This is a genomic window from Sphaerospermopsis reniformis (assembly GCF_005402885.1).
Classification (GTDB): Bacteria; Cyanobacteriota; Cyanobacteriia; order Cyanobacteriales; family Nostocaceae; genus Sphaerospermopsis; species Sphaerospermopsis kisseleviana.
In genome coordinates, this window is the sequence record NZ_BJCE01000083.1 from 1 (window position 1) to 21120 (window position 21120).

Here is a 21120-nt window from a genome sequence, read left to right on the forward strand (position 1 = left end):
ATCTCTTGAAATCCCAAAAAATGCACACTTTTTCCGGTATACCCTTCAAAACCCTTGCACTTTTTTCCTGTTTATCAGCCTCTAACCTTTGATATATCAAGGTTTTAGGTTTATTCAGCAAACCCTATTTATACCAAATATCCCCAACTCCTTGGAAAAGTCAGGGATATACAGCAGAAGTCAGGAGTCAGGAGTGAAACAGGCTTTGTGTATAGGTTTCAATTTTGATTCTGTACCTCATTGATCTGTAATCTGCTGTATTTACTGAGAAAGATTACTTTCATTACAAACTATCAGGTTCTATACCTAATTCTCTGAGCTTTTGAGCTAAAATAGCAGCTTTATTCTCAGCTTTATCTGCTCTTTGACGCTCAATTTCAACTTTTTGACGTTCAATTTCAACTTTTTGACGCTCAATTTCAACTTTTCTAATTTCTTCTAAATTCGCCTCTTCAGGTGTGGGTATTAATTTTCCTTCAACGCTAAAATACCTCAATTTATTTTCCCAAATTCCTAAATACAATCCTAATTCTTGACTCCAATACCAGCCATTTTCAGAAGGGTTGATTTTTTCATATTCACTTCCTGCTAATCGCCAACCCACTAATTCTAATGTCGTAGGTGAAAACCAAAAATATTCAGGTGTGTGAAATTGATTTGCATATAACTGTTTTTTCAAACCCTTGTCTACTTTGGCTGTAGAATCAGAAAGTAATTCAATGATTAAATTGGGATATTTGCCGTTTTCTTCCCATATTACCCAGGAAGCACGAGGACGTTTTTCAGTATTTTTTACAAGAAAAAAGTCTGGTCCTCTAAAGTCTCGATTTTTTAACTGTTGTCGGCTATAGTAAATGGTGAGATTTGCACCAATGAAAAAATCTTCTCTATCTCTCCACAACCATTCTAAACAAGTTACTAATATTAATAGTTGTGTATAGTGTAAGGAACTTTCCATTTCTGGTTCATCGCTAAGTAGTTCGGTGCAATCTGGCATTAATGCTTCTATTTCTTGTGCGGTTAAAGCCATAGATTTTAGGTTGATAATTTGGTATTGTTCGTTGATTATAAGGTATCAGGCTCTATTCCCAAAGAGCGCAATTTTTCTGCTAATTTATCTGCCCGTTGGCGTTCACTTTCTGCCCGTTTACGTTCACTTTCTGCCCGTTTACGTTCATTTTTTGCCTGTTCAGCAAGTTCTGTTGGTATCAGTAATTTATCCCCTGTATCTAAACGGTAAAATCTTAAAAGTTCCCCTTCTACTTCTAAACGCAAACCCAAAGGTTGACATAAATTATCTGTAATGGGTTGATAAATCTCATCCTGTAAACGATAACCTTGTAATTTTTGATTTATCCATTCTCCCTTGGGATCAAATAACCAATATTCTAAAATTCCTAATTGTTCATACAATAATTTCTTGTATTCTTGATCTTGTTTTTGAGTTCCTGCACTTGTCATTTCAAAAACTACTTGAGGAACTTGTCCTTCTTCCCAAATTTTATAGTTATCTCTACCACCAGAAGGCACATCAAAAATGACCATGACATCTGGTGCTATTCTTAATTTGGGAAAACCTTGGGCATAATATAAAAATTGATTTGCCAGTACCGTTGCTTGTCTACCTGTAAGGTATTGTTTGAGAACTTCTAAGGTTGTTAAAATTGCATAGAGATGTATATAAGTTTCTGCCACTGGTTCACCATCACTACTAGGATATTCAATCTTAAAATCAGTTAATTTTACAGTTGTAGTCATAGTTTTTTCCTAATTTACTAAACTATCAGGATCTATTCCTAAATCACGCAATTTTGCTGCTAGTTTATCTGCACGTTGACGCTGAGGTTTGATAATTGGTCGGTTGACAAGTTTCCGTCAGTAAATCCGCTTGTATACAATGAAATTCGTCCGGCAACCCTGATTCTCCTATTAATTCCCTAGGTAAATCATACATTGTGGGCATGGTTTCTTTGGGTGAAGGTGGGGTTGTATCATTAATTTGTTGGTTGGCTTGGGCAATTAACTGTTTTGCTAATTCTGGTGCTGTCTGTTATGTTTCTATTACCAGTTTAACAACTCCTACCCCTAAAGAAGTCTCTCCTAACTCATCTAAATAAATGCGTTTGACTCGCTCCAATAGCAAGATTTCACCAAATTGTACAGGCTGTTCTCTTTCTATGGTACGATTGGGATAAATCGGTAATTGGGTAATTTTATTGTCACTCATTTTAGGATTTATCTAAAATTTATAACATGATTATATATATTTGGTTGAAGTATAAAATAAATAAATATATTTAAACATACACAACTGTTAAATCCGATAAATATCAAAGCAACATTTCTGAAAGCTTAACTGCAAACTAAGTCGCAGATTCCGGTACACTGAGATTTGGATTATTGGATTCTAACTAGACATGGAAATCGGACAAAAGGTTAAAGTAGTTCGTTTGCGCGATCGCGTATCTGCTCCTATCGCTCAAAAACTAGGTAAAGTAGGTGTGATAGAAGGTTACAAAGTTACAGATGGTGCTGGTATTGGTGTTGTAGTCAAATTTGATGACAATACCTCCACTTGGTTCTTTGAGGATGAAATTAAAGCCATATAGGTAGATTAGCTGTTTTATTTAAGTGCTAAGTTGGAGTTGAACAAATAGGCGGTAATTGGAAATCACGTAATGGCCTTGATACTGACATTTTTAGGCAAAAACGGCATCGCTCGCAGTAAAATTGCGATCGCCGCAGCCAAGCTATTGGCAAGCCAAGGCAAACGGGTACTTTTAGCAGGATTAGCAGAACCAACGTTGCCAATTTTACTGGAAACTACTCTCTCTCCTGACCCCCAAGAAATCGCTCCCAACTTGCAAGCAGTACAGTTTCAAGCATCTGTACTGCTAGAACGCAACTGGGAAGAAGTAAAAAAACTAGAAGCGCAATATCTCCGTACACCGATTTTAAAAGAGGTCTATGGACAAGAACTGGTAGTGTTACCAGGCATGGATAACGCCCTCGCCCTCAATGCGATTCGTGAATATGATGCCAGTGGCAAATATGACGCGATTATCTATGATGGTGCTGGAGACGCTGCCACCTTGCGGATGTTGGGAATGCCCGAATCTCTTAGCTGGTACGTGCGAAGATTTAGACAATTGTTTGCCAACTCCGATCTAGGTAAAGCAATTTCTGAATCACCCCTCATTCAACCCCTGATTACCAGTTTATTTAATGTTAACTGGACGGCTGATAACTTCTCCCTACCCACTAACCAAGTTAATAATTTTCTTGATCAAGGTAAAGCAGCTTTAGGTGATCCTCAGCGAGTTGCCGCATTTTTAGTCACAACCCCAGATCCCATAGATGTGGACAGTTCCCGTTATCTTTGGGGTACTGCCCAACAAGTTGGTTTAACTATTGGTGGCGCAATTTTAGTATCTGCTGATCAAAGCACCAATCTATCAGCAGAATTTTCACCCCTACCTATCAGCATAGTTCCTGATGTATTCAACAGTGAATGGCAACCTTTGATAGATGCTTTACCTAACTTTGTCGAGCAAGCATTAAAAGCACCCAAACCAATTGAAATAGACGTACATAATCGCCAAGTACGGCTATTTTTACCAGGTTTTGACAAAAAACAAGTCAAACTCACTCAATCGGGTCCAGAAGTCACAATAGAAGCCGGAGATCATCGCCGTAATATCTTCTTACCCCCTGCCCTCAGTGGTAAACCTGTTACCGGGGCAAAGTTTCAAAATAGTTATTTGATTATTTCTTTTTAGGGACTGGTGACTGGGGACTGGTGACTAGGGACTGGGTAATAACTCTTCTTCTTCCCAATCACCAATCACCAATCACCAATCACCAATCACCAATCACCAATCACCCATTACATCTTATGTCTGAATCAACTCCGATAAATCAAAATTCTCAACCAACTGAGGTTGTAGAAACAACAATTCAGGAAGCTACAAATAAAGAAGATCGTAATGCGAAAACTCGTCAACTTTTGGGAATGAAAGGTGCAGCACCAGGAGAAACATCAATCTGGAAAATTCGTTTACAGTTGATGAAACCTATTACCTGGATTCCCTTAATTTGGGGTGTTGTTTGTGGTGCAGCGTCTTCCGGTAACTATACTTGGACTTTGGAAAATGTCCTAAAAGCAGCCCTTTGTATGTTGCTTTCTGGTCCATTATTAACTGGTTATACCCAAACCATTAATGATTATTATGATCGGGAAATAGACGCTATTAATGAACCTTACCGCCCTATTCCATCGGGGGCAATTTCCGAAAAACAAGTAGTTACCCAATTTGTGCTTTTACTATTATTAGGATATGGTGTAGCCTACACTTTAGATTTATGGGCAGGTCATCCATTTCCTAATATTTTAGGATTGTCGGTTTTTGGTTCTTTTATTGCCTACATTTATTCTGCACCACCATTAAAATTAAAACAAAATGGTTGGTTAGGAAATTATGCTTTAGGTGCAAGTTATATTGCATTACCTTGGTGGGCGGGTCATGCTTTATTTGGTGAGTTAAATTGGAAAATTGTAGTTCTCACCTTATTTTATAGTTTGGCAGGTTTGGGAATTGCGGTTGTTAATGATTTCAAAAGTGTAGAAGGCGATCGCCAACTTGGTTTAAAATCCCTACCAGTTATGTTTGGTGTCCAAACTGCGGCCTTAATTTGTGTAGTCATGATTGACTTATTCCAAGGTTTAGTTGCAGGTTATCTCGTCAGCATCCATGAGAACTTGTACGCCGCAATTTTGGTATTATTAATCATTCCCCAAATCACTTTTCAGGATATGTATTTCTTACGTGATCCTATAGCAAATGATGTCAAATACCAAGCCAGCGCCCAACCTTTTCTAGTATTCGGAATGCTAGTTACAGGTTTAGCATTAGGACACGCAGGAATTTAACAGTTAGCAGGGAACAGGGAACAGGGAACAGAAGGCAAAAGGCAAGAGTTAATATTATCCCCAGTCCCCAGTCCCCAGTCCCCAGTCCCCAGTCCCCAGTCACTTTAATATATCTTTAGCAAGAAGTGATCAATGAGGAGTTAGGAGTTATATTAGTTCCTAACTCCTCACTTGTATTGACTATTGCCATGTTAAATTTTGTATCTTTTCTCATTCATGGGATACAGCCATTTTTAATTCCCATTTGTTTTGTCGTCGCTTGGACAACCATAATTATGATGTTGTTGAATTTATGGACAGCGACAAAAGAAACTGTAAAAACAGCCAAAAAAATGCACCAAATTCCCTGTCATAATTGCCAATTTTTTACTAATAATTATCGTCTTAAATGTACAGTAAATCCTTATATTGCGAATACAGAAGAAGCAATAGGTTGTAAAGATCATCAACCCCATAAAAATTTTGATTCTGAAAAATATTAGACAATCAGCAGGTTATTTTTCCCAGATACACTAAAAATATTTGTAACAATTTTTGCCATTTTCACAACTTCCTCAACTTTGTCAGTTAAATTACAACCAGATAAATTACAACCAGACAGTAAAGGCTACTTAAAAACCTATCTGTTTGTAAAGTACGTATTTGTACGTATTTATTGGATAACTTGATAAAGTTTAAAGGATGGAAAAAAACTCAAAGCACAAGAAAAATCCGAGGAATTAAAAGATGCTTTAGGTAAAATTTGCATGATTGACCTAGCATTTATTGAACAATCATATATAGATGTTGCAACAACTGCTGTATTAAGAGAAACTGGTTCGTCAGCAGCTTTATTTAAACGTTTAGTTACCAAAGGTGCAGAATCAATGTGAGATTTTCCTTCAACAATAGACATCTCCAGAAATTAAATATGCGGTTTCCAGAACCCTTGTAGAGAATTTGTATGCAACGTCTCTACATTCTTTTTCGGAGAGGTCTAATAGAAAATTAACATTGGATAATTGACGATTTAAAACTTGAACAACATAATTATCAATTGTCAATTATCAATTATCAATTATCAACTAATTCATCTCTAACAACACCTTTAAAACTCCCTTAGTTTGTGCTTTTGCAAAAGCAGCTAAACCTTCACTCAAGGGATAATCTGCTTGAATCAAATATGTAACATCTATCTGATTTTTTGCTAATAATTCCAATGCTGGAGAAAAGGGACCACAACGAGAACCTATCAGGGTAATTTCATCTACCACTAAGGAGGACATATCCACACTTAAATCACCAGCGTAGGTACTTTTTAAAACTAGCTTACCTCTAGGACGTAAAGCGCGACGTGCAGTAGCAAAACCTTCAGGATTTCCTGTACAATCTACAGAAATATCAAAACTTCTATCTTTTATATCATCAACTAAACCTGTTTTTATTCCTCTATTTTCCAAGTTTGCTAATTTATCTTTGTGTCTTCCTACTACTAATAAATCACAACCAGTTAACGCTAAAGTTTGCGCTATTAATTGTCCTAATTTTCCATCTCCTACAACTAAAACTCTATCATCTGGAATGATTTTTACCTGTTCTTGAATTTCTAAAGCTGCTGCAATAGGTTCAGTAAAAGTTGCTGCATCTGTAGAAACATTTTCTGGGACAAGATGCAGGTTTTTTTCAGGTAAACACAGATATTCAGCAAAAGCACCATTACGATTAACAATACCTAAAACCGTGCGATTTTCACAGTGGGTAGGTTCTCCCCGCAGACAAAACCGACAATAACCACAAGCAGCGTTTATTTCACCAACAACTCTTTTATTTATTAAATGTTCTGAACCTTTTTCTACAATTCCTACAAATTCATGACCTAAAATACCTGCATAGGGATAATAACCTTTGAGTAATTCTAAGTCAGTGTTACAAATACCTGCACGTACAACCTTTACTAAAGCTTCTCCCTTTGGGGGTTGGGGAATGGGAATATCCGTTTTTAATTGTAATTCTTTATTTTCTAACCAAAGTGCTTTCATAATTTGGTAATAGGTAATTGGTAATGGGTGATTGGTAAATGGTGATTAGTTATTTATTTCTTGTAAAATACCGATAATTGAACTAACCAAAATATCTACATCTCCAGGAACTTTAAACAAATTAATATCTTGGGTTATTTGTTGTTGACTACTATCAATTTTACCAAATTGCCAAACATTACCAATAGTCACAGCACCATACAAAATACTCTTTTCCTGAATGTGAGATAATGCAATTAATTCCACAGCTAATTGTGTAAAACCTCTAGTCAAATCATCATTTTTAGCTTCGATAACCAAGAAATTATTATTTAACCGTAAAAGATAATCAAGATTCCCCTTGAGTTGATTATTAATAGCAAGAGGGTATTCAATTCGCATTTGACAATGACAATAACGAATTACCTCTAATAAAATTGGAGATACTAAAGTTTCCCTTCTTGCAGTTTCATTACTCAAACTAACAAAAGGTAAAATATCATCTATTCTTTGTTTGAGTGCTGGTAATTCTTGAAATTCCTGCTTGGTTTGTGGTAAAGATAGGTGCTTTTTAATTAGAGAGTAATTAAATTCAGCTAAAATATCATCTGCTTCATAAGGTAACTCAAAATAAGACCGAAAAGTATAAGATTGATCTTCTTGCAGAATTTTCATTTTAGCCATAGCACCTACCTTTTTTATTTTATTATTTCAAATCTTCATTTCTCTGTGTTCTCTGTGTCTCTGTGGTTCGTTATTTCTGATTAGAACTTAGGTAAAATTTAACTAAAAATCTGATTCTTATGTAGGGGTAATTCATGAATTACCCCTACTTTCGTTTTGTGTTGCGTAAGTCCTGCTAATACTACAATTTAACACCTTTAAGAAATGGTGTAAACACAGATTCAATTTTTGAATCACTGACAACCATTGTCGGAAAAGAGCGATCGCTATAATCAACACCTGCTATTAATGGAAAAGGTTGATCTTTCAAAGATATCCAACAACCACCAGCAGCTTGTAAAATTACCCAAGCACCTGCAATATCCCAAACTTTGGGAGTCGCTTCCACACCTCCCAAAACTGCACCAGTCGCAACAGTTAAAAAGTTGTAACTTGCAACTCCCAACATCCGCAACTTACAAGGAAAACCCGGTTGAATAATTCCCGTACTGCGAGAACAAAGATTAAAAAAATGATTTCCACTCGGATCATCCTTACTGGTATGAATGGGGTGGTTATTTAAAAATGCTCCTGTTGGCGTTTGTAACCCTGATGAACCAGCCCAAAAACCATGAAAGGTTTGATTTAATGGTGGTACATGAACATAACCGAAAATGGGCGTACCTTGATAAAGTAAACCTAAAGAAATTGCCCAGATAGGAATACCCCTGGTAAAATTTGTTGTCCCATCCAAAGGATCAATTACCCAACACCATTCTGTATCAGGAAAAGTTTTATCACTTTCTTCACTTAAAATTCCGTAACCTGAGAAAGTAGAAGCTATAGCATCTCTAATTTCTTGATCTGCCCATTTATCAGCTTGAGTAACTAAAGTTCCATCAGCTTTTTGAGATGCTTGAACTTTACCAAAATCCTGCATTAATTGTTTTCCCACTCTGGTTGTAATAGTTTGGGAAAAATCTAAAATCGTATTCCAAAAATCATTCATTGTTAATTCGTAATTCGTAATTATTTATTGGTCATTAGTCATTGGCTAATTATACCTAATCACCAGTCACCAGTCACCAATCACCTAATCTAAATCACTTTCTAAAACCGAAGCTAAAGCTTGTTTAGTATTGGTTTGAAATTCTGTCACATTTACCCGGTTTAAAAACCACAGAGAAATGATCATTCCCAAAGCTTCTAAAACAAAAACCATACCATAAGCTAATACTAAATTATTGGTAAATAAATTGCGACCAATATCTAAAACAGTACCACCAATGACTACAGCTATTCCTCTAGATATAGATTGTGCTAATCCCCATGCACCGATAAAAGTACCTGCGGCTTCTGCTACTGTTAAATCTAACATTAAACTGACTGCGCCAGTGGTGACAAAACCGGTAGATAAACCAAATATTACTAAACCAAATTTTAAAAAGTTGGCATTACCAGAAAACCCGGAAAATCCTAATAATAAAGCGGAAAAAGCTACTAAAATACAGCCTAGTTTAATTGTTTTGCGTTTACCTATACGTGGCACAATGAAAAAGCCAGTTACACCATAAGCTATTAAAATTCCCGTACCATAAAAAACATTAAGTTTGGTACTTTCAGCCAAAGGCATTTTAAACACTTCACCCGCATAAGGTTCTAAAATTGGATCTTGCATAAATAAACTAATTGTCATTACCAATAAAAAGGTAAAAAACAAACCTGTTTGCGGACTAGCTGTTAATATTGACCAAGCTGCACCTAAACTAATGCTATCTTCTCGGTTTCCTGGTGTGGAACGTTGATAAAAGCGAGAATATTTTTTTTCTACACCTACAGTAGAAATAATAGAGAAAAGAAATACTACACTAGGAACAATTAGAAATAATCTATTAATGGCAGATTGTAAAGTCTCTAAAGGTGCATTTCCATCCAATTGTTTTAATAAACTAGAACTAACAATTGCTCCTACAACAATACCAACCATTAGCATTGACCAGACAATACCAACAACTTGGGAACGGTTATCTTCTTCGGAAATATCTACTAATAATGCGGCAAATGCAGTACCACTAACACAAATTGCTAAACCATAAATAGCAAAAACTAAACCTAAAACTCCTGTCCAAGCGATCGCTTGAGTTGTCCACACCCAACTATCACCACTGATAGCGTTTAACTGCCAAATTACTTGTACTGCTAAAAAAGCAGCGATCGCAAATATTGCCGCCCCGATCCACACATAAGCTGTACGATGATAACCCAACAACGGTTTAGCATCAGATATCTGTCCAAATAAAATTCGCGTCGGAGAGACAAAAGCAGGTATAGCTAACACTATAGCTACTATTGTCGCCGGAATGGCGATTTCTTGAATCATGACTCGGTTGAGTACCCCCAGAGTCAAAATAGACATCATACTCAACCCCATCTGAAAAAACCCTAACCTAAACATAGTCGGTATGTTGACCTTGGGTACGGTTAGGGAGTCTTTTGGGGTATCGAAAATATCACCTGCCATAACTACTGTTTTGTATTGTTTACAGAATTTAATTTCATTTAGGACTCATGCAAGATTGGAATAAAAATCTGATTCCTACGTAGGGGTAATTCATGAATTACCCCTACTTTCGTTCTGTTTTGCGTCAGTCCTGTCATTAATCAAGATAAACCGAAATGTTCAACCACTGTGGAGTCACCTGAACAAGTTTAGATAAAACGTTAAACTAAATCTGTAAAGAAATGTAACTAAAATCTATTTTAGCAAAATGGAAGCGATCGCATTAGGTAAAACTGGCTTAACCGTTCCCCCTTTATGTTTAGGAACTTGGGCTTGGGGTGATAAACTTTTTTGGAACTATGGGGATAATTACGGAGAAGAACAACTGCAAGCAGCTTTTACCACTGCTGTAGATGCAGGTGTCACTTTCTTTGATACTGCGGAAGTTTACGGTTTAGGACTTTCAGAACAGTTTTTAGGCAAGTTCATCAAACAAACATCCCAAAAAGTACAAATTGCTACTAAATTCGGTCCTTTACCTTGGCGTTGGGACGGAAAATCTGTTTCTGAAGCGTTAACAGAAAGTCTAAAACGTCTCCAATTAGAAAGAATAGAATTATACCAAGTTCACTGGCCATTTACATTCTTTCTCTCTCAAGAAACTTTGATGAACACTTTAGCAGATGAGGTACAGAAGGGAAGAATTGGGGCAATAGGTGTCAGTAATTATTCTGCCTCAGAAATGAGAAATGTACACAAAATATTATCCGCAAGGGGAATACCCCTAGCAGTTAACCAGGTGCGTTATTCTCTGTTAACAAGGCAAATTGAAAGCAACGAGATTTTACAGACAGCCCGTGAATTAGGTGTAACAATATTAGCTTATAGTCCCTTAGCTCAGGGATTATTAACAGGTAAATACACCACCTCTTATAAACCCACAGGTGCTAGAAGCATAGACCCGCGATTTAGTCAAGATGGTTTAAATAAAATTGCCCCAGTTTTATCTTTATTGCAAAAAATCGGTAATAAATATGATCGTACCCCTGCCCAAGTAGCCCTTAACTGGTTAATTGCCCAGGGGAACGTGATACCCATTGCGGGAGTCAAAAACCCCGAACAAGTAAAACAGAACGTTGGCGCTTTAGGTTGGAACATGACCAAGGATGAGTTTGACGAAATAGATCAAATTACTCAACCCTGGAAAAATTGAACTTTATTAACTGTGATGGGGAGGTGGGCAGATGGGGAGCAGGGAGAAATTATTTGTATTTTCCCAGTCACCAATCACCAATCACCAATCACCAGTCCCCAATCACCAATCACCTACACCTGTTTTTGATTACCTGGTAAAACAGGAGACTCATGACGGTCATAGCGTTCTTGGCGTTCCTTCCGTAGTTTGGGTTTGGGTGTAGGCCTTCCTTCATCGCCATTTCTGTCAGACTTAGACCAGGAACGTCCACGATTACCTCCAGAACGCTCGTTGTAGTCACCGCCAAAATTGCGTTCTGAGCGATCGCCATCACGACGTTTGTTGAGTTTGGGTTTGGGAGTAGGTTCTTCATCAGGAACATCTACACCATTTTGCAACCAAGCGGGACGGGTTTGATCGTAAGCCAGTTGTAAAGCTGCTGCTGCGATCGCCTGAGCATCATATTTTTCAGTCAATTCGCTAATAATGGGCAAGAATGAAGCCAACCGTTCACCTGCTAAAGCTTCAGAAACCTGATCTTTCAATTTCTGAATGTGTCGAGCTTCAATTTGCGCTCTGGTAGGAATTGTTAACACCTGCCAGCTTTGACGGTTATGGCGTTCAAATGCCTGTTGCTTACGACGTTCAAATGGTTGTACCAAAGAAATCGCAGTACCTTCTTTACCAGCGCGACCAGTTCTGCCGATCCGGTGCAGGTAGGTTTCTACACTATCAGGCAAGTCAAAGTTAATCACGTGGGAAAGCAGATCCACATCTAAACCCCGTGCCGCAATATCAGTAGCTACCACCCAGCGTACTTGGGCATTACGGAAACGAGTTAATAATCTTTCCCGTGCTTGTTGGGATAAATCACCATGATATTCATCTACACTGTGACCAGCAGCTTGCAATTGATTGGTCAATTCTGCGGCTGTGCGTCTGGTGCGGACAAAGATTAAAGCTGTGTCTGGATCTTCCATTTCCAAAATAGGTTGCAAAGCTTTAGCCTTTGTCCAGTGTCGAGGAATTAGGTAAGCTACTTGGTTGATTTTATTGGGTGCAGCTTTTGGTTGCTCAACGGTGACAGTCACCGGAGAGTTTAAAAACTTATTCACCAACTGGCGAATAGATGGGGGCATAGTTGCCGAGAATAAAGCCGTTTGCCGATCTTCGGGAGCTTGGGACAATATTTTGATGACATCATCAATAAAACCCATGCTCAACATTTCATCGGCTTCATCTAAAACAAACCATTTCACTTGGTCGAGCTTTAAACTACCACGTTCCAACAAGTCTATTACCCGTCCTGGTGTACCGACAACTACATGAACACCACGTTTTAGCTGCATCATTTGTCGGTCAATAGACTGACCACCATAGATAGCCAAAACACGCAAACCATCATCACCCATAAACTGGGAAATGGCATCATGAACCTGCATCGCCAATTCACGAGTCGGTGTTAAAACTAAGGCTTGTACTGCTCTTTTACTTACATCCAATTTTTCCAACATGGGCAAAGAAAAAGCAGCCGTTTTCCCTGTACCTGTTTGGGATTGACCCACTACATCACGACCCGCCAAAAGTTGGGGAATCGCTTGCATTTGAATGTTGGTAGGTGCGGTGAAGCCGATTTTTTCTAATTGTTCAACACGCTCTTGGGAAATGCCTAGTTCTTGAAAGGTAAGATTCATTAATTCTCCTAGATTTTCTTTATTGTGAATTTTGGACTTGTAAGCCGAATACTTAATACCAATTCGTAATATTTCCTTCGGTCCGGTTAGGGATACGTAATTCATAATTTATAATTATGGCAGTCCGACCGAATCTGGGTTTGAGGACTTTAATCAGTCGCCGAATTTTAGAGAATTGGTATATTTTGTAAGTTAGGTAATGGGTAATGGGTAATTGGTGATTGGTGATTGGTGATTGGGAAAAATACAAATAATTTTCCTCTGCTTCTTACCCAGTCCCCAGTCCCCAGTCACCGATCACCATTCACCACCTCACCATAGAGGTCGTAGGCATCAGCACTGGTGATTTTGACTGGTACGATTGTTCCTAGTCTGGCTTCGCCTGTAACATAGACTTGACCATCAACTTCTGGGGAAAATCTGGCGGAACGGCCAATTAACTCTCCACTTCCGGGGTTTTCTTGCTCAATCAGGACATCAACTATTTTCCCGACTTCCTCCTGATTTTTACGGAGAGAAATAGGTTGTTGTAATGCCATGATTTGATCGCGTCGTTCTACCATCAATTCTTGTGGTAATTGATTGGGTAGGTTATAAGCTGGTGTTCCTTCTTCTGGAGAAAAGGTGAACACACCAACATGATCAAATTCATGTCGTTCTGTAAACTCTAGTAAATGCTGAAAATGTTCCTCTGTCTCTCCAGGAAAACCAACTATCAATGTCGTTCGCAGCACTGCTGATGGTAAGGCGGTTTTGATGCGCTCAATAATTCCGTCATTGACTCTACCCTGCCAAGGACGATTCATGGCGCGAAGTATCTCTGGATGAGAATGCTGTAACGGCAAATCTAGATAAGGTAGGAAATTAGATGTTTCTTGAATTGCCGCAATTACATCTGGGCTTAGTCCCGTAGGATAAGCATAGTGCATTCTCACCCAGGGTATATCTACTTTCCCCAAGGCACGAATGAGTTCCGCTAACTTTGGTTTGCCGTAAATATCTAATCCATAGTTAGTGGTGATTTGGGAAATGAGAATTATCTCTTGTACCCCTTGCGCTGCCAGCTGCTCTGCTTCGGCTACTATTGATTCAATTGTACGCGATCGCTGGTTTCCTCTCAAATGAGGAATTATACAAAATGCACAACGATAATCACATCCTTCGGCAACTCTCAGGTATCCTACTCCTTCGGTTGTTGTCCTGTAGCGTGGTGTGGTTTCATCAGCTATGTAGGTGGGTTCGGAGCTAATTTGTTTAACTCGCTCTCCCTGTTCTACTCGCTCAATCACATTGACTATTTTGTGATAATCTCCTGTGCCAACTACCGCTACTGCTTCTGGCAACTCTTCCAATAATTGTTCTTGAAAATGTTGCGCCATGCAACCAGTAATCACTACTTTTTTATTGGCTTCTGCCAGTTCTACTAATGTTCTTACTGATTCTTCCCTGGCAGCTTCGATAAAACTACAGGTATTTACTATTACATAATCTGCTAACTCTTCATTTGAATCTACACCATAACCTGCTTCTACCAACAGCCCTAACATATGTTCTGTATCTATTCGGTTTTTCTCGCAGCCCAGGTGTGAAATCGCAATCGTTGGCTTGTCACCCATATTTTGAAAAAATCTTCAATTTTTTTCTCTTTTCTTCAAACATTACAAACATTAAACTAGGTGCTTTTTCCCGCACCATAACTAGGATTTTACAGTGACTATTCGCCACTGTCAGCAAATGCCCATTGAAATATAACCCTATTCATGGTTCATGATAGTGGTTATGCTATGATGTCTTTGTTATTTTGTTTCCCAGGGTAAATTTAGGTGTCTTTGGGTAGTTTAGACACTGTTAATATTTTTTAACGATTCGCTTAATGGTATTTTACATTACCCCAGCGTGTGCGTTGTTAATTTACCCATCGGGAAGCCGCCCAAAGGGCTGTTGGTGAGAAGTCGCTACCCTCCGGGAAATCGCTAACGCGACTAAGCCCATAAAGCAGTATTGCTGCCCTACCTTCAGGCTAGTGCTGTAATGTACTGACAGCTATCAACCTAAACAACGGGAAGCGGCCTTGCGTCTTGTGAGTGGCAAACTCCTCTTGTAGCCATATTTTATCTTAACATATCTTATGAAAGGTTTAACGACAATTTACATCTTCAGCATGAGGAGATTTATTAAATCCTGAATAACACGCCAAAGCATATCAGTATAGCAATCAGCTATCAGCCTTCAGCTATCAGCTTTCAGCTTTCAGTCTGGAGATGAAATACAGAGAATGACAGGACTTGAGCAATAGTTGGCTTTTTTGTATTGGCGTAATTTGTAGCCAATTCAAAATTTTGAATCTTTGTTATTGGTATCATTTAGCTGATTACTGATTACTGATAGCTAAATACTAATTTTTCAACTCTGAACAATGCCATCTTCAAATTAAAGACGTGGACTTATATCAACTATTCAAAACTTGCAAACCGATTATTGGCGTAGTTCATCTGCTACCCTTACCTACCTCAGCCCGTTGGGGAGGTAGCCTGAAAGCGGTAATTGACCGTGCTGAACAAGAAGCTACAGCCCTTGCCAGTGGAGGGGTAGACGGCTTAATTGTAGAAAATTTTTTTGATGCTCCTTTTACTAAAAATCAAGTTGATCCCGCTGTTGTCAGTGCTATGACGGTGGTAGTACAGCAGATACAGAATTTAGTAACTTTACCTGTGGGTTTAAATGTTTTAAGAAATGATGGCAAAAGTGCAATGGCGATCGCCAGTTGTGTAAAAGCCCAATTTATCCGGGTTAATGTCCTCACAGGGGTAATGGCCACTGACCAAGGATTAATTGAAGGGGAGGCACATGAATTACTACGCTATCGTAGAGAATTAGGTTCTGATGTCAAAATTTTGGCTGATGTGCTAGTTAAACACGCCCGTCCTTTAAGTTCTCCTAACCTGACTGTGGCTGTGAAAGACACAATAGAAAGAGGTTTAGCAGATGGGGTAATTTTATCAGGTTGGGCAACTGGTAGCCCTCCCAATTTAGAGGATCTAGAATTAGCTAGTGGTGCGGCTGCTGGTACACCAGTTTTTATCGGTAGCGGTGCTGATTGGGAAAATGTGGGTACGCTAATGCAAGCTGCTGATGGTGTGATTGTTTCCAGTTCTTTAAAACGTCACGGGCAAATTTCCCAACCCATTGATCCAATTCGCGTCAGTCAATTTGTGGAAGCTGCTCATCGCACTTGGAATTCTAAAGGTGAAACTAAATCAAGTTCCTCAGTCAAGTTACATTCTTAGGGACTGGGGACTGGGAAGAAGCAGGTGAGCAGGGAGCAGGGAGCAGGGGGAAATTATTTGTATTTTCCCAATCACCAATCACCAATCACCAATCACCAATCACCAATCACCAATCACCAATTACCAATCACCAATCACCAATTATGATTCGTCGTCGTTCTACTCCTTGGATTCATAAATGGTCGCGTCCGTTAATTGGGGCGATCGCCGGATTTGGTATTCTGAATACAGGTTATCTCACCTTTGAAAAGCTCACCGGAGGTAGTCCTCTTTGTAATAATCCTGAAGCTGTAAAAGGTTGTGCTGATGTACTTTCTAGCCCTTGGGGGACTGTTTTTGGTCAACCTTTAGCTTTGTTTGGCTTGCTGGCATACGTGGGTATGTTCGTATTGGCTTTAGCTCCCTTAGCATTAAAATCAGGGGAAAAAGACAAGATCAAAAACGCTAAACAAATAGAATTGCTGACTTGGTGGTTGCTGTTGGTGGGAGCGATCGCCATGACTGTATTTAGTGCATATTTAATGTATGTCCTGGCATTTGAACTCAAAGCTTTATGTTGGTACTGCATCGCTTCGGCTTTGTTTGCTTTGAGTATGCTTACCCTCACGATTTTAGGACGTGATTGGGAAGATATCGGACAAATCTTCTTTACCGCTATTATTGTCGGGATGGTGACGCTAATTGCCACCTTGGGAGTTTATTCTGGTATTAATGCCGATGGCACTGTAGGAGATGCGGATGGTCCTCAGCGAATTTCGGCCTTTGCTCCCAAGGAAAATCCTAACCCTGCATTTGGTTGGGAAATTACTACAACTTCGGGAGAGTCAGAAATTGCTTTAGCAGAACATTTAGTCAAAGTAGGCGCTAAGGAATATGTAGCTTATTGGTGTCCTCATTGCCACGAACAAAAGCTGCTCTTTGGTAAAGAAGCTTATAAGATTATCGACGATAATATAGCTGTGGAGTGTGCAGCAGACAGTCCTAAAGGTAAGCCAGCATTGTGTCAAGCTGCAAAAATTCAAGGTTTCCCTTCTTGGGTGATTAATGGTCAAATCTATAGTGGTGTACAAAATTTAAACGAACTTGCCAAAATTACTGGTTATACAGGACCGCAAAACTTCAAGTATTTTCGGTAAACTAGCGCAATAATTCATCTAAAATTTTTCCCTAACTAAGCTTAACGCTAAAGTTAGGGATTTGATTTTGTATCTAGGGTTTGCTGAAAAAGTTATCTGTGAATGACCAGTGACAGGTGACAGGTGCTACGCCACGGTGACAGTTTCAAGAGTTGGATAGGAACGATTTTTTCTTTAAGTAGGAATTAAGTGCAAGGTTTTTCAGTTGCCACCTCATAAAAGCTGGCACTTTTTGAATGCCTCAGTGGTTTTGGCTCACTCGCTTTTCTGATAAGCTGGTGATATGAATTGAGATTTCCACCAGTGATGATTTTGGATCATCGTGTGTACTTGCCAATCAGGGTCTGGTTGGGGATAATCTAAGCGGTAGTGTCCGCCCCGGCTTTCAGTTCTAAAAGCAGCACTTTTAAGAATTAAATAAGCTACATCTAATAAATTACGAGTTTCTGCCCAAAGCCGCAATTGTTGGTCAATATTTGGTAGGTTAAAACTGGCTGTTGCTGTAGGCTGTAAACTTTGCAAGAATTGACTTAAAGGCAAACTCGTAAAATCCTGCTGCCAAGATTCAATGGTAGCGATCGCATTTTCTAAACTTGATTGTTCTCGACAAATACCAGCACTTTGCCAGACTAAACGCGGTAATTTCTTCCTGATATTTTCTAACTGTGCCTGTTGATTTTCCCACTCACTGACAGATAAATTACAAAACAAAGGACTAGGGTGCAAATCTTTAACCTTGGCTTTAACCTCTGCTGGCGGTACTTCCATCTGTAAATCAGCCATCTGCGCCCCAAATATAATACATTCCAACAAAGAATTACTAGCTAAACGATTAGCACCATGAACTCCCGTACTAGCAGTTTCTCCCACAGCATATAAACCAGGAATATTAGTGCGATTTTGTAAATCTGCGACAATACCACCCATCCAGTAATGAGCAGCAGGAGCTACAGGAATCGGTTGATGAAAAACATCAATCCCCCAATGCTGACAAACCTTAATAATATTAGGAAACCGTTGCCGAATTTTCTCAGCAGGGATAGAGCGCATATCTAACCAAACATTGGCAGTAGCAAGATCATCTGCGGTACGTTGGAGATGACTAAAAATAGCTCTACTTACCACATCTCGCGGAGCAAGTTCACCTGCTGGATCATAATCACAAGCAAAACGTCGTCCTTCGTTATCCACTAGGTGCGCTCCTTCACCCCGTACCGCTTCACTAATGAGAAAACGTCCTGGTTTTGTTAAAGCTGTAGGATGAAATTGGACAAATTCTGGATCACGAATGATAGCACCCGCCCGCCATGCTATAGCTACACCATCACCTGTACTCACCGCAGGGTTAGTAGTTTGGGCAAATACTTGACCGCCTCCACCAGTGGCTAAAACTACAGCACCAGCCTTTACCCATGTCACCTTACCTTGATAAAACAAGCTGATTCCTTGACAGCGACCTGTTTCTGGTTCTATCCACAAGGACAAAGCCAAAGCTTGCTGAATCACTTGGATATTTGGACGACGCAATACTTGGTCTGTGAGGGTAGTGGTTACTTCCCTACCTGTGGTGTCTGCGGCGTGGAGAACCCGATGACGGGAGTGGGCAGCTTCTAAGGTTAAAGCTAGGGTGTTTCCATGACGGTCAAAAGCTACACCCAAGTTAACTAAGGATTGAATACAACTAGGAGCTTTTTCGGCTAAAAATTCTACTGCTTTGATGTCACACAAACCAGCACCGGCTTTTAAGGTGTCTTCAATATGCAATTGTGGTGAATCTTCTGGGGATACGGCAGCAGCAATACCACCTTGCGCCCAATCACTGGCGGATAAGGTAACAGTTTCTTTAGTAATTAAGCCAACTTTTAAGGATTCTGGTAGACACAGTGCTGTATATAGTCCAGCAGCACCAGCGCCGACTACTAATACATCAAATTGGTTAGGTATATCTATTTGAGACAAGGTTAGGGAAGGTGGGTAATGGGTAATGGGTAATGGGTAATGGGTAACAGGTAATGGGTAATGGGTAATGAACTTTTTACCAATCACCAATCACCAATCACCAATCACCAATCACCAATCAGGGTTATCTGTAGATACCGTTGTTAATACGATCATCACCTTCGTTAAACTCAGGCTCGTATTCTGTGACGGTAAAGTTGCCTAAGTTAGCTTGTAGGGTCTTTTTTTGGCGATCGCTCAATCCTTCCAGATTCAATACATCCTCTACACTCTTGTAAGGCGCATTCTTGATGATTTTTTTAGCCAAGGTGGGATAAAGCCCTGGATATTGTTGAAAAGCGGCAATATTGGTATTATTCAAATCAATTTTTTTACCAAATTCTGTTGCCAGCTTCTGATCTGCCTTGTTTTGGCGTGCAATTGCCAAAACTTGGACTTGAGGCAAAGCCAGGTTGCTAAAACTCGCAGCTTGGGCTATCTGGGTTGTTCCCAGTAATCCCCAGCAGCCTAGCAACAAACTAAAAACTGTTAATAAACGTACTAATCCTTTCACGATTTTTCTACCTCTTTCCATCCAACAGAAATAAAAGCTTTCAACTACAAGCTGTTAACTAGGGGCATAAGTGCGAGTTATGAGGTAATTATTTCACCCTGCTGAAGTTCAGGCTGATTGATTACCGATTGCCTCTGACTTCATGCTCTGGTTAATAGCTAATAGCTGAATTAACACACAGCAGTCATCAAAAACTAATATACAGCTTAGTGAACTACCCAACTTAGCTGTAATTGAAGTTGAAAATTTGGGTATTACTCGCTATTACCACATTAGTGTTTTTTCTGGGATTTGACTTTGTAAAAATTTGTTACAAACTTATTACCAACTTGTTGCTAATTTTTGCTCTTAGATGGTTAAGAATTTCAGGCCAGAATCGCAGCTAGTAAAAACAGACTGTCTACTAAAATTGTACTCAAAACTGCTCCACCAAAGGCGTACCAATGCCGTTGCTTGTTACCCAAAGATACTAGCCCCACTGTTAACAATGCTAAGGCTAACATAATTGCCCAGCCTTCTCCCCAAGGTGTTTGTACTTGTGCTAGAGCATTTTTTAAGATTTGTGAAGCTCCCGTGGCATCTGTTCTCATAATCTGCCGCCAAAAAGGCATTAAATCTACTAGGTAAAAATATATATCTGTTAAAACTGTGCCGAATAAAGAACCCAGGTAGAACCAGTTACCGACTTTACCCCAGTTTTTTCGCAAACACCATATCGCAAAGGGTAGGCCGATTGATTCTATGGGTAAGTGCCACAGGGGTTCCCAACGTAACCAACCCCAGTAAATCGCTCCTGTTAACCAACTGAGGCTAAATCCTAAGAGTAAATCGCCCCACAGATAGGTTTGCTGTCGGGACATTAATTTTAAACTCAGCCAAATCCAAAATCCTGTGATCACTAAACTCAGACTAGGTAGCGATCGCACTAAGGGCGCTTCTATAAATACTGGTACAGATACCAAAAACACCGCCGCTGCAAATACTAACCAAATTTGGTTAATTGCGATCGCCGTTGGTAGAGAAGGCAACAAGGAAAGAGTAGACTCTAATTCTTGGATACCTCTGGGCTTGGTGTCAGCGGTATACAAATCAGTTTCAATCGAGGAAGTCGCAGTAGTGTAGGATGACAACGTATTATTAATCAAAGTTTTTAATATTTGTTACTAAACTTTACTTATCTACAATATCACACTCTAAAATCCCCCC

Annotated in this window: 20 protein-coding genes and 1 pseudogene; 9 read left to right on the forward strand and 12 right to left on the reverse strand. The window is 39.3% G+C overall.

What is annotated here, in order from left to right; translation table 11 throughout:
* Positions 1–283: 283 nt before the first annotated feature.
* The 3 genes from FFR48_RS13335 to FFR48_RS13345 form a co-directional block, all read right to left on the reverse strand.
* Complete coding sequence (locus FFR48_RS13335) at positions 284–1030, reverse strand: Uma2 family endonuclease (protein WP_137667685.1); 747 nt, start codon at positions 1028–1030, stop codon at positions 284–286.
* A 35-nt stretch (positions 1031–1065) separates the two neighbouring features.
* Complete coding sequence (locus FFR48_RS13340) at positions 1066–1758, reverse strand: Uma2 family endonuclease (protein WP_137667686.1); 693 nt, start codon at positions 1756–1758, stop codon at positions 1066–1068.
* 292 nt (positions 1759–2050) lie between these two features.
* Entirely contained in the window at positions 2051–2227 is a 177-nt protein-coding gene (locus FFR48_RS13345; protein ID WP_228051718.1) for a DUF2887 domain-containing protein, read from the reverse strand.
* A gap of 190 nt (positions 2228–2417) precedes the next feature.
* Here FFR48_RS13345 and petP point away from each other — a divergent pair, with 190 nt between their 5' ends.
* The 5 genes and pseudogenes from petP to FFR48_RS29460 form a co-directional block, all read left to right on the forward strand.
* A complete protein-coding gene (gene petP, locus FFR48_RS13350; protein WP_096567904.1) occupies positions 2418–2609 on the forward strand; it encodes a cytochrome b6f subunit PetP in 192 nt (63 codons plus the stop codon).
* 69 nt (positions 2610–2678) lie between these two features.
* Complete coding sequence (locus FFR48_RS13355; protein ID WP_137667687.1) at positions 2679–3779, forward strand: Get3/ArsA fold putative tail anchor-mediating ATPase NosAFP; 1101 nt, start codon at positions 2679–2681, stop codon at positions 3777–3779.
* Positions 3780–3895: 116 nt separating this feature from the next.
* The gene (gene chlG / locus FFR48_RS13360) at positions 3896–4930 is read left to right on the forward strand and encodes a chlorophyll synthase ChlG (protein WP_096567900.1); all 1035 of its coding nucleotides are present in this window, start codon (positions 3896–3898) and stop codon (positions 4928–4930) included.
* 188 nt (positions 4931–5118) lie between these two features.
* Positions 5119–5412 (forward strand): hypothetical protein, encoded by a 294-nt coding sequence (locus tag FFR48_RS13365; protein WP_096567898.1) that lies wholly within the window; start codon positions 5119–5121, stop codon positions 5410–5412.
* A gap of 201 nt (positions 5413–5613) precedes the next feature.
* Positions 5614–5802 (forward strand): annotated as a pseudogene (locus FFR48_RS29460) (protoglobin domain-containing protein); the annotation flags it as partial.
* 192 nt (positions 5803–5994) lie between these two features.
* Here the strand turns inward: FFR48_RS29460 and FFR48_RS13375 are convergent.
* The 4 genes from FFR48_RS13375 to FFR48_RS13390 form a co-directional block, all read right to left on the reverse strand.
* Entirely contained in the window at positions 5995–6948 is a 954-nt protein-coding gene (locus FFR48_RS13375) for an MDR/zinc-dependent alcohol dehydrogenase-like family protein (protein ID WP_137667688.1), read from the reverse strand.
* A gap of 45 nt (positions 6949–6993) precedes the next feature.
* Positions 6994–7611, reverse strand: coding sequence for a hypothetical protein (locus tag FFR48_RS13380; protein ID WP_137667689.1), 618 nt, complete (start codon positions 7609–7611; stop codon positions 6994–6996).
* 181 nt (positions 7612–7792) lie between these two features.
* On the reverse strand, positions 7793–8599 hold the full coding sequence (locus tag FFR48_RS13385) for an inositol monophosphatase family protein (protein ID WP_137667690.1): 807 nt from the start codon (positions 8597–8599) through the stop codon (positions 7793–7795).
* 84 nt (positions 8600–8683) lie between these two features.
* Positions 8684–10111 carry a BCD family MFS transporter gene (locus FFR48_RS13390; RefSeq protein ID WP_137667691.1) on the reverse strand — a complete coding sequence of 476 codons (1428 nt, stop codon included), beginning with the start codon at positions 10109–10111 and terminating at the stop codon, positions 8684–8686.
* A gap of 247 nt (positions 10112–10358) precedes the next feature.
* On the opposite strand from FFR48_RS13390, the gene FFR48_RS13395 reads away from it, so the two are divergent.
* Positions 10359–11303, forward strand: a complete 945-nt coding sequence (locus FFR48_RS13395; protein ID WP_096567890.1) for an aldo/keto reductase — start codon at positions 10359–10361, stop codon at positions 11301–11303.
* 113 nt (positions 11304–11416) lie between these two features.
* Here the strand turns inward: FFR48_RS13395 and FFR48_RS13400 are convergent, their stop codons facing one another.
* Positions 11417–12979, reverse strand: a complete 1563-nt coding sequence (locus tag FFR48_RS13400) for a DEAD/DEAH box helicase (RefSeq protein WP_096572669.1) — start codon at positions 12977–12979, stop codon at positions 11417–11419.
* A 290-nt stretch (positions 12980–13269) separates the two neighbouring features.
* Positions 13270–14595, reverse strand: a complete 1326-nt coding sequence (gene rimO, locus FFR48_RS13405; RefSeq protein ID WP_137667692.1) for a 30S ribosomal protein S12 methylthiotransferase RimO — start codon at positions 14593–14595, stop codon at positions 13270–13272.
* Between the two features lie 822 nt (positions 14596–15417).
* On the opposite strand from rimO, the gene btpA reads away from it, so the two are divergent.
* The 3 genes from btpA to FFR48_RS13415 are packed head-to-tail and all read left to right on the forward strand — an operon-like array spanning position 15418 to position 17402.
* On the forward strand, positions 15418–16266 hold the full coding sequence (gene btpA, locus FFR48_RS13410) for a photosystem I biogenesis protein BtpA (protein ID WP_137667693.1): 849 nt from the start codon (positions 15418–15420) through the stop codon (positions 16264–16266).
* Positions 16267–16290: 24 nt separating this feature from the next.
* Positions 16291–16413 (forward strand): hypothetical protein, encoded by a 123-nt coding sequence (locus tag FFR48_RS30085; RefSeq protein WP_268932435.1) that lies wholly within the window; start codon positions 16291–16293, stop codon positions 16411–16413.
* Positions 16410–17402 (forward strand): vitamin K epoxide reductase family protein, encoded by a 993-nt coding sequence (locus FFR48_RS13415; protein ID WP_137667694.1) that lies wholly within the window; start codon positions 16410–16412, stop codon positions 17400–17402. The genes FFR48_RS30085 and FFR48_RS13415 overlap by 4 nt, the downstream gene beginning before the upstream one ends.
* 255 nt (positions 17403–17657) lie before the next feature.
* On the opposite strand, the gene nadB is transcribed toward FFR48_RS13415, so the two are convergent.
* The 3 genes from nadB to FFR48_RS13430 form a co-directional block, all read right to left on the reverse strand.
* Positions 17658–19361, reverse strand: a complete 1704-nt coding sequence (gene nadB, locus FFR48_RS13420) for an L-aspartate oxidase (protein ID WP_137667697.1) — start codon at positions 19359–19361, stop codon at positions 17658–17660.
* Between the two features lie 124 nt (positions 19362–19485).
* On the reverse strand, positions 19486–19914 hold the full coding sequence (gene psbU / locus FFR48_RS13425) for a photosystem II complex extrinsic protein PsbU (RefSeq protein ID WP_137667695.1): 429 nt from the start codon (positions 19912–19914) through the stop codon (positions 19486–19488).
* A 365-nt stretch (positions 19915–20279) separates the two neighbouring features.
* Positions 20280–21059 (reverse strand): DUF3120 domain-containing protein, encoded by a 780-nt coding sequence (locus FFR48_RS13430; RefSeq protein WP_137667696.1) that lies wholly within the window; start codon positions 21057–21059, stop codon positions 20280–20282.
* Positions 21060–21120: the final 61 nt, after the last annotated feature.

Excerpts from the sequence above, each read along its gene's own strand:
- FFR48_RS13335 (WP_137667685.1), bottom strand. The coding sequence starts at position 1,030 with ATGGCTTTAACCGCACAAGAAATAGAAGCATTAATGCCAGATTGCACC.
- FFR48_RS13340 (WP_137667686.1), bottom strand. The coding sequence starts at position 1,758 with ATGACTACAACTGTAAAATTAACTGATTTTAAGATTGAATATCCTAGT.
- FFR48_RS13345 (WP_228051718.1), bottom strand. The coding sequence starts at position 2,227 with ATGAGTGACAATAAAATTACCCAATTACCGATTTATCCCAATCGTACC.
- petP (WP_096567904.1), top strand. The coding sequence starts at position 2,418 with ATGGAAATCGGACAAAAGGTTAAAGTAGTTCGTTTGCGCGATCGCGTA.
- FFR48_RS13355 (WP_137667687.1), top strand. The coding sequence starts at position 2,679 with ATGGCCTTGATACTGACATTTTTAGGCAAAAACGGCATCGCTCGCAGT.
- chlG (WP_096567900.1), top strand. The coding sequence starts at position 3,896 with ATGTCTGAATCAACTCCGATAAATCAAAATTCTCAACCAACTGAGGTT.
- FFR48_RS13365 (WP_096567898.1), top strand. The coding sequence starts at position 5,119 with ATGTTAAATTTTGTATCTTTTCTCATTCATGGGATACAGCCATTTTTA.
- FFR48_RS13375 (WP_137667688.1), bottom strand. The coding sequence starts at position 6,948 with ATGAAAGCACTTTGGTTAGAAAATAAAGAATTACAATTAAAAACGGAT.
- FFR48_RS13380 (WP_137667689.1), bottom strand. The coding sequence starts at position 7,611 with ATGGCTAAAATGAAAATTCTGCAAGAAGATCAATCTTATACTTTTCGG.
- FFR48_RS13385 (WP_137667690.1), bottom strand. The coding sequence starts at position 8,599 with ATGAATGATTTTTGGAATACGATTTTAGATTTTTCCCAAACTATTACA.
- FFR48_RS13390 (WP_137667691.1), bottom strand. The coding sequence starts at position 10,111 with ATGGCAGGTGATATTTTCGATACCCCAAAAGACTCCCTAACCGTACCC.
- FFR48_RS13395 (WP_096567890.1), top strand. The coding sequence starts at position 10,359 with ATGGAAGCGATCGCATTAGGTAAAACTGGCTTAACCGTTCCCCCTTTA.
- FFR48_RS13400 (WP_096572669.1), bottom strand. The coding sequence starts at position 12,979 with ATGAATCTTACCTTTCAAGAACTAGGCATTTCCCAAGAGCGTGTTGAA.
- rimO (WP_137667692.1), bottom strand. The coding sequence starts at position 14,595 with ATGGGTGACAAGCCAACGATTGCGATTTCACACCTGGGCTGCGAGAAA.
- FFR48_RS13415 (WP_137667694.1), top strand. The coding sequence starts at position 16,410 with ATGATTCGTCGTCGTTCTACTCCTTGGATTCATAAATGGTCGCGTCCG.